Here is a 14632-nt window from a genome sequence, read left to right as displayed (position 1 = left end):
TCAGACGTCCTCCATATGCGAGGCGTCGAATGCACCGGGCAACAATTGCCCAATCGAGGTTACAAACTCGGCGCCATCCACCGTCGCCAGCGTCACCTTGACGTCCCTCTTGCCAAATTCGGCCAGCTTTTGCCGGCAACCGCCACAAGGTGGAACCGGCTGCGGGCTTGAGGCAACAACATAGACCTCGGACAGTTCCTGTTCGCCCGCAGCGACCATCGCGGCAATAGCTCCGGCCTCGGCACAGGTGCCCTCGGGATACGCCACATTTTCCACGTTACAGCCGGAATAGACCTCACCGTCTGCGGACCGGATCGCCGCCCCAACCTTGAAGTTGGAATAAGGCGCATAAGCTTTTTCCCGGACAGACAGAGCTGCATTTTTCAAAGTCATAGCGATTCCCCATTTTTGATCAACTGGTCAGAAAATCACACCCTAAAGGAAACTGCCCGGGGAGTTGAACCCCCGAGTACAAGATTCCCAGGCAAATTCTCACCTAACCCAGATTGGTATTGAAGACCCCCGGAAGGGTGACTTCAAGCAATTCGACATCATCGGAAGGTTCGGACAGTTTGGTGCGCATACCGGGCGGGATCACGAACGCATCCCCTTGTTCCAGATGGTAGGGGTCGCGCCCTTCACCTTCCAGAGTTATCTCACCCGTCATGACGAAGGTAAAATGGATATCCGTGTCATGCGTCACCCAGACCGGCTCACCCTGACCTTTTCGTACGACCTGCACGCCAGCAACACCCTTGGTATTCTCGGCAATTGTCGTGTCGCGACAGATGTATCCTGGCAGGCGGAATGGTCCCCACTCTGAATTCTCGGCTTTGTTATAAACAAAACGCTGCCCCTGCCATTCGCGGTCCGGGCGGAAATTCGGCGTAGGCAGTTCCATCTCGTGGTCGATTTCGGTGACATGTTCGGCGGGAACACCGATTTCGATCACCTGCACATTATCCGAGGCTTCAAGAACCCGGTGGCGGATTTCTGGGGGTTGGATAAAGCAATCCCCGGCTGTCAGGCGCATTTTGTCGCCCTGGTCCTCGTACACGACGTCGACCCAACCAAGGATGCAGAAAATCAGTTGAAACCCGACCTTGTGGAAATGCACCATATCCGGCACCGGGCCCCCATCGGGGATACGGATATGGCTGGCGATGATCGACCCACCCAGCCGATCTGGCACCAGATCGCGGTAATGCATCCCCGCCCGCCCGATGATCCAGGGTGCCTGATCCTTGAGCCTGCGAACCACAAAGGAATGCACCGTTTCAGGCATCACCATCGGCGGGTTCAACTCGTCAATTTCAACCCGTGTACCATTTGGCGCGACCAGAGACCGCTGTCCGCCCGCAAAACCGTCAGGATCGTCTGTCAGGATGCGGATCGTGCCTGCCGCTTCAGGCGCGTCCCTCTCAACCCGAAGGCGCAACCCGTGGCCTGAAAACACGGCAACACTCGGATCGTCAGCGGGATAGATCATATCCATCCTCATTCCGAGGGTCTTTGTGAAAAACGGGATATCGTCGCGCAGCTCGCTGGTGGGCAGTCGGATTTCAGCGCGCGTCTGGCTGTTGTTCAAGGTCGAGGTCATTCAGCGTCTCTTCGGCATCGGATTTTGGCCATCCGATCAGAACAGAGGCCAAAATGCCAATCGAAAAGAACATCTCAAGCGTTTCTTCCAGCACAAAGAGCCGCACTGTCATAAGTGTGGACAGATCTGCCTGGTAAATTCCGGAAACTTCCTCAAGCAGCTGAGCGGTTACCGCCAGCAATCCCGCCAGCACGAAAATCACGAAAAAAGGCGCCCGTCGTTTTACCGCCTGCCATGCCGTCGGGGCTCCGTGCCATAGGGCACCTCCGATCACGATGACGGCCAGAACAATCCGGACCGACGTCATATCAAGCACACTGTCCAAACGGTTAAGGACCCAATATGGCAGGCTGTCGATTGGATAGATTTCCGCCTCAAGCTCTCTTTCCGCCAGCAACAGACAGACCAGCGCAATATAAAGACGGGTTATGCCGGGATAGCACCAGAGCGCGGCCAGACCTGAGGCAAAAAGCGCTGCGGCCGAGATCGTTTCGAACAATCCCCCCTCTTCGTTCAGAGCAAGGGCTTGAACCGGCCAGATACTGACGGCGGCAAGAATAAGGATGGCGATCAGCAAAACCGATACGTAAGCGGCGCGATCCGGACCAAACACAACTTGTTCCGCCGGGAAGGCAGTCCCAGCCTGAATTTCGTCTTTGTAGCTCATTTATGGCTTTCAGTGCTCGACAGGTCTAAGTTGGCTCCAAAGTTGCCCGAATGTAAAAGCAATACGACGCTTTTCAACGGGATGTCGGTGAACTTTAGCTAAACTGTTGCAAAATGACGTAGCGTAGCCAAAGCCGGGGAAATAGTTTAACACTAAATCAAATTTTCTGAGGAGTTGAGTCACCGATGTCGGACACACCCAGCCTGCGGCAGGCCGCGCTTGAATATCACGCCCACCCAAAGCCCGGTAAGCTTGAAATCAAAGCGACTAAACCAATGGCGAACGGCCGCGATCTGGCGCGCGCCTACTCTCCCGGAGTGGCCGAAGCCAGCATGGAAATCAAAGCGGATCCTGCAAACGCCGAGCTTTATACCGCACGCGGGAATCTGGTTGCGGTCGTTTCAAACGGGACAGCGGTTCTAGGGCTGGGAAACATCGGCGCGCTTGCATCCAAACCGGTGATGGAAGGCAAGGCCGTCTTGTTTAAGAAATTCGCCGGGATCGATTGCTTTGACATCGAGGTCGATCAACCCGACCCCGAGAAACTGGCGGATATCGTTTGCGCGTTAGAGCCGACCTTTGGCGCGATCAACCTTGAAGACATCAAAGCGCCGGACTGTTTCATCGTCGAAAAGCTGTGCCGGGAACGGATGAACATCCCGGTCTTTCACGACGACCAACACGGCACCGCCATTGTCGTGGGTGCCGCGGCCAAGAATGCGCTGCACGTTGCGGGCAAGAATTTCGAAGACGTCAAAGTGGTCTCAACCGGTGGCGGCGCGGCGGGAATTGCCTGCCTGATGATGCTGGTCAAGCTGGGCGTCAAGCGCGAGAATATCTGGCTGTGCGACATTCACGGGCTTGTCTATGAAGGCCGTGAAGAGGACATGAATCCGCACAAGGATCAATTCGCACAAAAAACGGATTTGCGCACGCTAGACGATGTAATCGGCGATGCAGACCTGTTCCTTGGCCTTAGCGGGCCGAACGTCCTGAAGCCTGAGATGGTTGAGAAGATGGCCAAGCGCCCGATCATCTTCGCGCTGGCTAATCCAAGCCCGGAAATTTTGCCACAAGCCGCACGCGAAGTCGCGCCGGACGCGATCATCGCCACGGGCCGCAGCGACTTTCCCAATCAGGTCAACAACGTTCTGTGTTTCCCCTTCATCTTTCGGGGCGCGCTGGATGTGGGTGCGACCGAAATCAACGACGAAATGCAGATCGCCTGCGTGGACGGGATCGCCGAGATGGCACGCGCCACGACCAGCGCCGAGGCGGCTGCGGCCTATAAAGGTGAGCAACTGACTTTTGGCCCCGATTATCTGATCCCCAAACCCTTTGACCCGCGCCTTGTCGGCGTCGTGTCCTCGGCCGTTGCCAAAGCCGCGATGGAAAGCGGTGTGGCCAAGCGCCCGATCGACGACTTCGAGGCATACAAAGAGCGGTTGAACCAGTCCGTCTTCAAGTCTGCCCTTCTGATGCGCCCGGTCTTTGAGGCCGCGGCCGTGGCCTCGCGCCGGATCGTGTTTGCCGAGGGTGAGGACGAGCGTGTTCTGCGCGCAGCTCAGGCCATTCTAGAGGAAACAACCGAAACCCCAATCCTGATCGGCCGCCCCGAAGTGATCAATGCACGATGCGAGCGGTTGGGGCTGACGGTCCGTCCCGGCAAAGACTTCCAGATTGTGAACCCGCAAGACGACCCGCGATATTATGATTACTGGAACTCCTATCACGAGATCATGCAACGCCGCGGCGTCACGCCGGACCTGGCAAAGGCGATCATGCGGACGAACAACACCGCCATTGCGGCCATCATGGTGCAACGTGGTGAGGCAGACAGCATGATCTGCGGCACCTTTGGCGAGTATCGTTGGCACCTGAACTACGTCGAACAGGTTCTGGGCGATGTCGATCTGCACCCGCATGGCGCGCTGTCGCTGATGATCCTCGAGGACGGACCGCTGTTCATTGCCGATACCCATGTTCGGCAGCTACCAACCCCAGAAGAGCTGGCCGAGTCGACCATTGGCGCCGCGCGTCATGTTCGACGTTTCGGGATCGAGCCTAAAATCGCCTTCTGTTCTCAGTCGCAGTTTGGCAATCAGGCTGAAGGATCGGGCAAAAGGTTGCGGGCGGCACTGGATATCCTCGACGCCGAGCCGCGCGATTTCACATATGAAGGTGAAATGAACCTGGATCTGGCCCTCGACCCTGAACTGCGTTCGCGGATCTTCCCGAACTCACGCCTGAAAGGAACAGCAAACGTTCTGATCTTTGCCCATGCGGATGCGGCGAGCGGAGTGCGCAATATCCTGAAAATGAAGGCCGATGGCTTGGAGGTCGGCCCGATCCTGATGGGCATGGGCAACAAGGCGCATATCGTGACGCCGTCGATCACAGCGCGCGGATTGCTGAATATGGCGGCGATCGCGGGTACACCCGTAGCGCATTACGGTTAATAAACCTGAGCACAGTATTCAGGGCGCCAGTATCGGCGCCCTGTTTGATTCACAGCAGGCAATAATTTGCACGCCAAAATATTCAACTTTGCAAAAGCGGAAAATTGATCGTTAAAAGTCAGCAAAAAGGCGATGATTTGCAAAAATTTGCAGGCCAACCTGCGGATTCTTGCAAATTTTTTGCGATAAAGTGACGCTCCGTCAAAGCGTTCGCTTGTGCGGTGCCCCCTGGCCACATAACACATTTCTCAAGGAGATTTAGGAGGAGTTCACCGTGGCATATCAGGACATTTACGAAGGCTGGAAATCGGATCCAGAGGCTTTTTGGATGAACGCCGCAAAGGCGATTGACTGGGTTCAACCGCCGACCAAAGCCCTGTTTGACGACAACGCCCCTTTGTATGAGTGGTTCAGCGATGCCAAGGTGAACACCTGCTGGAACGCGGTCGACCGGCATGTCGAAAACGGTCGCGGCGAACAGGCCGCAATCATCTATGACAGCCCGATCACCCACACCAAGCGTGAGATTTCATATGTCGAACTGCGCAACCGCGTGGCCAATCTGGCCGGGGCATTGCGCGCCAAGGGCGTCGAAAAGGGCGACCGTGTCATCATCTATATGCCGATGATCCCCGAAGCGCTGGAGGCCATGCTCGCCTGCGCCCGTCTGGGGGCCGTGCACTCGGTGGTTTTCGGCGGCTTTGCCAGCAATGAGCTGGCTGTCCGGATCGACGACGCCAAGCCCAAGGCAATCATCGCTGCATCCTGCGGGATGGAACCAGGTCGCGTCGTGCATTACAAACCGCTGCTGGACGGGGCCATCGACATGGCCAACCACAAGCCCGAGTTCTGCGTGGTCTTCCAGCGCGAACAGGAAGTGGCACAATTAATTGAAGGGCGCGACTACAATTGGCATGGCTTCCAATACGGTGTCGAACCAGCGGAATGCGTTCCAGTCGATGGCAATGATCCGGCGTACATCCTGTATACTTCCGGCACCACCGGCGCGCCCAAAGGTGTTGTACGCCCGACCGCAGGCCATTTGGTGGCGCTGAACTGGACAATGAAAAACATCTACGATGTCGATCCGGGCGATGTGTTCTGGGCGGCTTCGGATGTGGGCTGGGTCGTGGGGCATTCCTATATCTGCTACGCTCCGCTGATCCACGGCAACACGACGATTGTGTTTGAAGGCAAACCCGTTGGCACCCCCGACGCAGGCACGTTCTGGCGGGTGATTTCCGAGCATAAGGTCAAAAGCTTTTTCACCGCCCCGACCGCCATCCGCGCCGTGAAGCGTGAAGACCCCAAGGGGGAAATGCTGGCGAAGTATGACCTCTCCTGCTTGCGCGCGTTGTATCTGGCCGGCGAGCGGGCTGATCCCGATACGATCGAATGGGCGCAGGACGCGTTGAAGGTGCCGGTGATCGATCACTGGTGGCAGACCGAAACAGGCTGGACCATCGCCGGCAACCCACTGGGGATCGAGGAACTGCCGGTCAAGCTGGGTTCACCCGCCAAACCGATGCCGGGCTATGACGTGCAGATATTGGACGAGGGCGGTCATCCGATGAAACCTGGTGAGCTGGGCGCAATTGCGATCAAGCTCCCCCTGCCCCCGGGCACCTTGCCAACGCTGTGGAATGCCGAGGATCGGTTCAAAAGTTCATACCTGAACCAATTCCCCGGTTATTACGAGACCGGCGATGCAGGCATGGTGGACGAGGATGGCTACCTTTACATCATGGCGCGCACTGATGACGTGATCAACGTCGCTGGCCACCGCTTGTCGACCGGCGGGATGGAAGAGGTTCTGGCCGCCCACCCCGACGTGGCCGAATGTGCAGTGATCGGTGTGACCGACCAGTTGAAAGGTCAAATGCCAGTAGGGTTCCTTTGCCTGAATGCGGGCTGTGACCGCGACCATGGCGAGGTGGTTCAAGACGTCGTCAAACTGGTGCGCGAAAAGATCGGGCCGGTCGCTGCGTTCAAACTAGCCGTGGTGGTAGACCGCCTTCCCAAGACCCGCTCGGGCAAGATCCTGCGTGGAACGATGGTGTCGATTGCGGACAGCAAGGACTACAAGATGCCAGCCACCATCGATGACCCGGCTATTCTGGACGAGATCACCGACGCGTTAAAAACCCTTGGCTACGCTCAGTAGCAGGCATGCGGGCGACGATCCGTCGCCCGCGTGTCTTTCTCTTGCAACCTGAAACAAGCCCCCTACTGTCATTCCAAGACAGCGAGGGCCCATGACACAAACCGATATCTGGCGTCTGAACGCCACCGACCTGACCGCCTTGACCCGCAGCGGTGAGTTGAGCGCGTTGGAGGTCACTCAGAATGCAGTCGACCGAATGCATCAGGCCAACCCAGACCTGAACGCGGTGGTCGAAGACCTGAGCACCGAGGCGTTGGAGCGTGCGCGTGAACTGGATGCGGCCGTGGCAGGCGGTGCACCCGCGGGGCCGTTGCATGGCGTTCCCGTCACTATCAAAATTAACGTCGATCAAAAGGGGCGTGCGACCTCGAACGGTGTTGTTGCCCTGAAAGACGTAATCGCGCCCGACGATGCGCCCGTTGTGCGCAATCTGCAGAATGCCGGAGCCATCGTGATCGGACGGACGAACACGCCCGAATTCTCATTCCGCGCCGATACAGACAACCCACTGCATGGCCGGACACACAACCCTTGGGGCCGCCATATCTCGCCCGGCGGGTCCTCGGGCGGGGCCGGTGCAGGTGTGATGGCAGGGATCGGCGCGCTCGCGCATGGCAACGACATTGGCGGCAGTCTGCGGTTTCCCGCGGCGGCCAATGGCGCGGTCACAGTCAAACCAGGGCTGGGGCGCGTCCCCGCGTGGAACCCCAGCCAACAGGTCGAACGCGGAATTCTGGCACAATCCATGTCGGTCCAGGGGCTGATCACCCGCTCTGCCGCCGACTTGCATCTGTCCATGCCCAGCCTGATCGCCGCCGACCCCCGCGATCCATTTCACGTTTCAATTCCGTGGCGCGGGGAAGCCATGGATGATCCGATCAAAGTGGCCTTCACCAAAAACACCTTCGGCTATGCGCTGCACCCCGAGGTCGACAAGGCGCTGGACACGGCCCGCGATGCGCTGGTCGACGCCGGCTATCTGGTGGAAGAGATCGACCCGCCGGATGTATTCGAGTGTGGTCGGTCAGGGTATCGCGCCTTGATGGGCGAAGTCCTGACCCTGATGCAAAGCGACATCAAGGCGGCGGGATCTGAAACCATCCGCGAGATCTTTGACGTCTATTTTCAGGAATTCCCGCCCATAGTTGAAACCGACCTGATCCGAATGCTGGCCAAGCGCACCCACTATGCCCGTGAATGGTCGTTGTTTATGGAAGACTACGCTTTAGTCCTGTCGCCTTTCCTGCCGCAACCATTCTTCAAGCCGGATCGGGACACCGAAGGCGTAGAAGGGGTGCACGAGGTACTTGGATGCGCCGTTTATTCCTATGCGATGAACTTCCTTGGCATGCCCGCCGCTTGCGTTCCGTCCCGGCTGGCGGATTTGCCCAGCGGCCCGCAGCCGATCAATGTCCAGATCGCCGCCCGCCGTTGGCGTGAAGATATGGCCGTGGATGCCGCCGCCGCAATTGAGGCGCGCGTCGGTCAAATGTGCTTGCCGTTGTGGGAGGAGATGGGCACGTAGTGCGATCCAAAACGAAAATAGACCCCGGGTTTTTGTGCCCGGGGTCCGCTTACTAAAATAAGCCCAGATATCATTAACGAGCGTAGCACCACCTACCCTCGCCAGCGCGTAAACTGCGCAATCGTTCGAAAACGTCGTTTGGTGGCCACTCACTCCCACCGAGACGTGTTCTCCGGGCAAGATCAGATTAGCGGAAAGTTAATGAAGCTCATGTGAACTGCTTCACACATGTTCTAAAAAATTCGTAAGTCCCAAAATTTAGGTGAATTGCTCGGATATCAGGCGCTCTTCCAACCCATGCCCAGGGTCGAACAAAATGCGGTGCTGGATTGCAGGTTCAGAGCGAATCTCGACCCAGTCGATATCAGGGAATGAAACCGAATCTGCATCGGCCATGACCGGGCGTTTGTCCGCATCCAGCACATCGAAACGCACCTTGGCGATCTTGGGTAACAGCGCACCGCGCCACCGACGCGGCCTGAATGCAGCAATAGCCGTCAGGGCAAGAACATCTGATCCAATTGGCAGAATCGGGCCGTGAGCCGAGTAGTTATAGGCGGTCGATCCGGCAGGCGTGGACAACAACGCGCCATCACAGACCAGTTCATCCATGCGAACACGGCCATCGACACTTATCCTGAGGCGCGCGGCTTGTGGCCCTGCGCGCAGCAGCGACACCTCGTTGATCGCCAGTGCTTCGTGCATCTTACCTGACTGATCCATCGCACGCATGGCCAGTGGGTTGATGACTTCTTCCTCGGCTTCGCCCAGACGGGCCATAAGGTCGGCTTCGTGGAACTCGTTCATCAGAAAGCCGATTGTTCCTCGGTTCATGCCATAAACCGGCGTATCGAGGTGCTGCATGCTGTGCAGCGTATGGAGCATGAACCCGTCACCGCCCAGTGCAACGACAACATCGGCATCCCGCGGTGCCGCGTTTCCATAACGTTTTACCAGCACGTCGCGGGCTGTTTGGGCCACTTTGACGTCGCTGGCGAGGAAAGCGATTCTCTGGATCATATGTTGCGGTTTCCGGTCTTGCACATTTGGTTCCGAAACAACCATACCTTTCCCCGATAAGCCAGACTTGACGCCACAGCGGGCCAATTCGTCGCTTTAAAGCTTTTGCGCATGTACCGTTTCCGATAGGAAATCCGCAAGATTCTTACCCAGCCATGTGGAGCCCCCATGAACGCCAATCTCCGTGATACCGGATTTTTCACCCAGTCCCTGTCTGACCGTGATCCCGAGCTGTTCGGCTCGATCACATCCGAGCTGGGTCGTCAGCGCGACGAGATCGAGTTGATCGCATCCGAAAACATCGTCTCTGCCGCCGTGATGGAAGCACAAGGCTCGGTGATGACCAACAAATACGCCGAAGGCTATCCCGGACGGCGTTACTATGGCGGCTGCCAGTACGTGGACATCGCTGAGAACCTGGCCATCGACCGCGCCAAAGAGCTGTTTGGCTGCGGCTTTGCCAACGTGCAGCCGAACTCTGGCTCTCAGGCCAACCAGGGCGTGTTCCAGGCACTGATCCAACCCGGCGACACCATTCTGGGCATGAGCCTGGACGCAGGCGGTCACCTGACCCACGGCGCGCGCCCCAACCAGTCGGGCAAGTGGTTCAATGCGGTGCAGTATGGCGTCCGCAAAGAAGACAACATGCTGGACTATGATCAGGTCGAGGCGCTGGCAAAAGAACACCAACCCAAGCTGATCATCGCCGGTGGCTCGGCCATTCCGCGACAGATCGACTTTGCCCGCATGCGCGAGATCGCCGACATGGTCGGCGCCTACCTGCACGTGGACATGGCGCACTTCGCCGGTCTGGTGGCAGCGGGTGAGCACCCCAGCCCCTTCCCGTATGCGCATGTGGCAACCACCACCACGCACAAAACCCTGCGCGGCCCGCGTGGCGGCATGATCCTGACCAATGCTGAAGATATCGCTAAGAAAGTGAATTCAGCCATCTTCCCCGGCATTCAGGGCGGCCCGCTGATGCATGTGATCGCAGCCAAGGCCGTGGCCTTTGGCGAGGCGCTGCAGCCTGCGTTCAAGGATTACATCAAGCAGGTTGTCGTGAACGCACAGGCGCTGTCAGACCAGTTGATCAAAGGTGGTCTGGACACGGTGACCCACGGCACCGACACCCATGTGGTGCTGGTCGATCTGCGACCCAAAGGCGTAACCGGCAACATTGTCGACAAGGCTCTGGGCCGGGCGCACATCACCTGCAACAAGAACGGCGTGCCGTTTGATCCGGAAAAACCGACCATTACGTCGGGCATCCGTCTGGGCTCCCCCGCCGGCACCACCCGCGGCTTTGGCGAGATCGAATTCCGCCAGATCGCAGATTGGATCATCGAAGTCGTCGACGGTCTGGCCGCCAACGGCGAAGACGGCAATGGCGCGGTTGAAGCCAAGGTCAAAGCCGAGGTTGCAGAGCTTTGCGCTAAATTCCCGATCTATCCAAACCTGTAATCCACACAGGGATCACAAATCAGAACGGCGTCCAATGGGCGCCGTTTTTTTTGTTGGGAATGCAGTCAGATGTAACCGCGCCAGCGCAGAACAAACACGGCCAAAGCCGCCAGCGCCAGAAATCCCAAAGCAAGAGCCCCCAGAAAGTTCAGAAACCAGCCCCAGCGGCGATCGGCCAGGTTAATACCGCTCAGATGGGTCTGAACCTCTTCCGATGCCTTGGCCAGTTTCGGAGTGTCCAGCACCCACCGCAGTTTAGGGTGCGAGGCCATCTGCTCCGCACCGGCCAGCATCATGGCCTGCTTGTATACGCGGCGCGGCAATCGGCGCTTGGCCTTGCGGACAGAAGCCGTCAGCGTCTGGTCCTTTACACCCAGCTTTTCACGCAGCAATTGTACCGTCTGCGCGATCTGGCTTTGGATATCTGTGGTTTGCGACATGACGTGGCCTCCTGCCTGCGCAATCTAACCTCACCCCACAGGGGCGACAATGGGGGCTGGTCGTTTCAAACGCACGCAGGTATCAAACCAGAATGCTGAACACGATCATTCACGGTGAACCGACCTCGAACCCTCCTCTGCTGATCGCGCATGGGCTGTATGGATCAGCCCGAAACTGGGGGGTTATTGCGCGCCGACTATGTGATGAAAGGCAGGTCATTGCAGTTGATATGCGTAATCACGCCTACAGCGAATGGACCGATCAGCACGGTTATCCCGATCTGGCCGAGGATCTGGCTGAGGTAATCCGACAACATGGCGGCAAGGCAGATATTGTCGGGCATTCTATGGGTGGTAAGGCCGCGATGATGCTGGCGCTGAGCCACGGAGGATTGGTGCGCAAGCTGGTTGTGGCGGACATTGCGCCCGTTACTTATACGCACAGCCAAGTCCAATTCATCGAAGCTATGCACGCCGTGGATTTTTCAACGATCGAAAGACGCTCGGACGCCGAGGGACAGTTGGCCGCGCAGGGCGTCGAAAAAGCACTACAGAGCTTTTTCACGCAATCGCTGGACGTCAAAGGGAAGCGTTGGCTTCTGAACCTTGACACGCTGGCGGTCGAGATGCCCAAAATCATGGGCTTTCCGGAAACTGATGCATCCTGGGACGGCCCGACCCTGTTTTTGTCCGGTGGCGATTCCGATTACGTCCTGCCTGAACATCGCAGCACCATCCGCGCGCATTTTCCCGCCGCACGATTCGCGAAAATCCCCGGCGCAGGCCATTGGCTGCACGCCGAGAAACCTCGTGAGTTTGAAGCCGCTGTCAGGACGTTCCTGAACGCCTGATCAGGCTGCGCTCTGGTACAGTTTCTTCGCCACCAACCAGGACACTGGCAGAGCAGCCACACAACCAGCCGCGGCTGCTGAAACGATTGCAACCGTAGACACCAATCCCGCGGATAGGACGGCAATAACGCCCGATCCGGCCAGAGCGGTTGCGATCAAAGTATACAGGATAGAGGCAAGGCGTAGCATCGTCAGTTGTCCTTTTGTCAGAAGCCCGATTATCGCTTTAGACAACTGGTATGCTATACGCCTTGATCTGCGTCAGATTTCAACGGACAGAGGTCAGAAATCAGGTCACTTCGCCGCCACCGTTGACCCAGTCCGGCAACCCACCGATGTTGTAGACCTTTTCATACCCCATATCTTTCAACAGCTTGCCCGCCAGTGCCGCACGACCACCAGCCGCGCAATACAGCACGATTGCGCGGTCCTTGCGCAGCTCGGGGTCATGAGATTTCAGCGCATCGTCAGCGCGGAATTCCAGCATACCGCGCGGTATATGATGCGCGCCTTGCGCACGGCCGGTTTGCCGCAGCTCGACCGCGTCGCGCACGTCCAGCAGCAAGGCACCCTGCCCCATCAATTCCTTTGCTGTGTTTGTATCAATCCGTTCGACGGCAGCGTTTGCTGCCTCCATCATCTGGCCTACGGTTATTGGCATAAAGCGTCCCCTCTGGTGAATCTCACCAGAGGCTAACACGGTAAACCGGGAAAGAGCAGGTCTATAGAGTGATCAGTGCTCGCGGAAGGCGCGCGACATACTGTCTGTCACAGGCTTTGCAATATAGGCCGCAAAGGTGCGTTCCTCGGTCTGGATCATGATCTCGGCGGGCATTCCGGGTGTGGGAACAAACCCACGCACGCGGTCCATCTCATCGGGTTCCAGCGAGATGCGCGCCAGATAAACCTCTTGCGGAATTCCTCCAGAATCTTCCACTAGCGCGTCCGCCGAGACATAGTAGACCTCGCCGCTCAGCACAGGAGTGGTACGCTGGTTAAGCCCGACCAGTCGAACCGTTGCTTGCTGCCCCATCACGACGCTGTCGATTTCCGTTCGGGGGATCTGCGCCTCGATAATCAGGGGCGCATCGGAAGGCAGGATTTCCGCGATTGGTTCACCAGTTTCGATAACACCGCCAGCCGTATGATAGTGCAATCGCACTACGGTTCCCGTGACCGGAGCGCGCACAACCGCACGGTCCAGAACGCTTCGGGCCTGCCGGGATTTTTCGCGTACGCTTTCCAGATCAGCTGCAATCACGCTCAATTCATCCAACGCAGCCTCGCGATAGGCGGATCGGGTGCGGGAAATCTGTTCTTCGTATTTCAGAAGCATCTGGTTGATTTCAGCCGTTTCAGCCGTCAACCGCGCCAGTTGGACCTCGGCCTCGGCCTGCACGCGGCGGATCGTGTTGATGTCGCCCTTACGCACCAGCCCTTTTTTGAACAGTACTTGTTTGGTTTCGAACTCTTCCTGCAAAATTTCCGAACGCCGAACCATACTTTCCAACTGCGCCTCAAACCCGCTTGAGCGAATTTTCAGCGCTTCCATGTTGCGTTCCAGCAAAGCGATGTCGTTCAGCAACGTCTTACGGGATACATCAAAGCTGATTTTTTGCCCGTCAAGGATCGCCATCACCTCGACATCGTTCGACGCTTCAATCAGTTCCGGCGAGAACTCAAGCCGATCACGCTCATTGTTTTCAGCCGACAAGCGCTGGGACATGGCTTGCAGACAAATTTTGCGGATGAACAGTTCGCGTTCATTTGACTCGGCCGAGGTCTGGTCGAGGGTCATAAGAACCTGTCCCTTGATAACGGATTGACCCTCGATAACTTTGATATCTTCAATGATTCCTGAGCCTCCCCATTTGAATGGGCCCACCGTTAAGATTAGGAAACGGAGGACCAAGAATGGCAAACAAGCGACCGAAGCCGGAAGAAATTGTCTCGAAGTTGCGGCAGGTTGAAGTTCTGATGGGGCAAGGGATGCCGCGTCTGGATGCGATCAGACAGATCGGCGTTGTGGAGCAAACCTATTACCGCTGGCGCAAGCAATATGGCGGAATGGGTGTAGACCAATTGAAGGAACTTAGGCGGCTTCAGAAGGAAAATGAGCGGCTCAGGCGTGCGGTATCAGACCTGACGCTCGACAACATAGCAATCATGTCTGGAGCTATGACTTCGTGCATTGTCGCACCGATGATGGGAAACCTTTCCGGACGTTGAACATCATCGACGAGTTCAGCCGGGAGTGCTTGGCAATCAGGGTAAAGCGAAAACTAAACTCGGCGGATGTGATCGATGCTCTGACGGATTTGTTCATTCTGCGCGGCACACCGTCCTACATCCGTTCAGATAACGGTCCTGAGTTCGTTGCTCTGGCGGTTCGCGACTGGATTGCAGCTGTCGGAGCCAAAACGGCATACATCGAACCAGGCT

At 57.4% G+C, this 14632-nt stretch carries 13 protein-coding genes and 1 pseudogene; 6 read left to right on the top strand and 8 right to left on the bottom strand.

Features of this window, described 5'->3' with window-relative positions:
* The 3 genes from RUA4292_RS00315 to RUA4292_RS00305 form a co-directional block, all read right to left on the bottom strand.
* A complete protein-coding gene (locus RUA4292_RS00315; protein WP_058275801.1) occupies positions 1–393 on the bottom strand; it encodes a cytidine deaminase in 393 nt (130 codons plus the stop codon).
* 103 nt (positions 394–496) lie between these two features.
* A complete protein-coding gene (locus RUA4292_RS00310; protein WP_058275800.1) occupies positions 497–1600 on the bottom strand; it encodes a cupin domain-containing protein in 1104 nt (367 codons plus the stop codon).
* Positions 1563–2267 (bottom strand): hypothetical protein, encoded by a 705-nt coding sequence (locus RUA4292_RS00305; protein ID WP_058275799.1) that lies wholly within the window; start codon positions 2265–2267, stop codon positions 1563–1565. The genes RUA4292_RS00310 and RUA4292_RS00305 overlap by 38 nt, the downstream gene beginning before the upstream one ends.
* A gap of 185 nt (positions 2268–2452) precedes the next feature.
* Between RUA4292_RS00305 and RUA4292_RS00300 the strand changes: the two genes are divergently transcribed.
* The 3 genes from RUA4292_RS00300 to RUA4292_RS00285 all read left to right on the top strand — a co-directional run bounded on the left by RUA4292_RS00300 (position 2453) and on the right by RUA4292_RS00285 (position 8415).
* Positions 2453–4726, top strand: coding sequence for an NADP-dependent malic enzyme (locus RUA4292_RS00300; RefSeq protein WP_058275798.1), 2274 nt, complete (start codon positions 2453–2455; stop codon positions 4724–4726).
* 274 nt (positions 4727–5000) lie between these two features.
* A complete protein-coding gene (gene prpE, locus RUA4292_RS00290; protein ID WP_058275796.1) occupies positions 5001–6890 on the top strand; it encodes a propionate-CoA ligase PrpE in 1890 nt (629 codons plus the stop codon).
* 91 nt (positions 6891–6981) lie between these two features.
* Positions 6982–8415 (top strand): amidase family protein, encoded by a 1434-nt coding sequence (locus tag RUA4292_RS00285; protein WP_058275795.1) that lies wholly within the window; start codon positions 6982–6984, stop codon positions 8413–8415.
* Between the two features lie 258 nt (positions 8416–8673).
* Here the strand turns inward: RUA4292_RS00285 and RUA4292_RS00280 are convergent, their stop codons facing one another.
* Complete coding sequence (locus tag RUA4292_RS00280) at positions 8674–9435, bottom strand: NAD kinase (RefSeq protein ID WP_058274290.1); 762 nt, start codon at positions 9433–9435, stop codon at positions 8674–8676.
* A gap of 168 nt (positions 9436–9603) precedes the next feature.
* Between RUA4292_RS00280 and glyA the strand changes: the two genes are divergently transcribed.
* Complete coding sequence (glyA, locus tag RUA4292_RS00275; RefSeq protein ID WP_058275794.1) at positions 9604–10899, top strand: serine hydroxymethyltransferase; 1296 nt, start codon at positions 9604–9606, stop codon at positions 10897–10899.
* Between the two features lie 65 nt (positions 10900–10964).
* Here glyA and RUA4292_RS00270 read toward each other — a convergent pair whose 3' ends face one another.
* Positions 10965–11339, bottom strand: a complete 375-nt coding sequence (locus RUA4292_RS00270) for a hypothetical protein (protein ID WP_058275793.1) — start codon at positions 11337–11339, stop codon at positions 10965–10967.
* A 92-nt stretch (positions 11340–11431) separates the two neighbouring features.
* Between RUA4292_RS00270 and RUA4292_RS00265 the strand changes: the two genes are divergently transcribed.
* On the top strand, positions 11432–12190 hold the full coding sequence (locus RUA4292_RS00265) for an alpha/beta fold hydrolase (protein WP_058275792.1): 759 nt from the start codon (positions 11432–11434) through the stop codon (positions 12188–12190).
* Here RUA4292_RS00265 and RUA4292_RS00260 read toward each other — a convergent pair whose 3' ends face one another.
* From RUA4292_RS00260 to RUA4292_RS00250, 3 genes are all read right to left on the bottom strand, one after another.
* A complete protein-coding gene (locus RUA4292_RS00260; protein WP_058275904.1) occupies positions 12191–12379 on the bottom strand; it encodes a hypothetical protein in 189 nt (62 codons plus the stop codon). It abuts the gene before it with no gap.
* A gap of 100 nt (positions 12380–12479) precedes the next feature.
* Positions 12480–12851, bottom strand: a complete 372-nt coding sequence (locus RUA4292_RS00255; RefSeq protein WP_058275791.1) for a rhodanese-like domain-containing protein — start codon at positions 12849–12851, stop codon at positions 12480–12482.
* Between the two features lie 72 nt (positions 12852–12923).
* The gene (locus RUA4292_RS00250; RefSeq protein ID WP_233493291.1) at positions 12924–14075 is read right to left on the bottom strand and encodes an HlyD family type I secretion periplasmic adaptor subunit; all 1152 of its coding nucleotides are present in this window, start codon (positions 14073–14075) and stop codon (positions 12924–12926) included.
* 29 nt (positions 14076–14104) lie between these two features.
* On the opposite strand from RUA4292_RS00250, the pseudogene RUA4292_RS23745 reads away from it, so the two are divergent.
* Positions 14105–14632 (top strand): annotated as a pseudogene (locus RUA4292_RS23745) (DDE-type integrase/transposase/recombinase); the annotation flags it as partial.

The organism is Ruegeria atlantica (assembly GCF_001458195.1).
GTDB lineage: Bacteria > Pseudomonadota > Alphaproteobacteria > Rhodobacterales > Rhodobacteraceae > Ruegeria > Ruegeria atlantica.
Note: the sequence above shows the minus strand (reverse complement) of the source record. Positions and strands in the feature narration are given on the sequence as shown.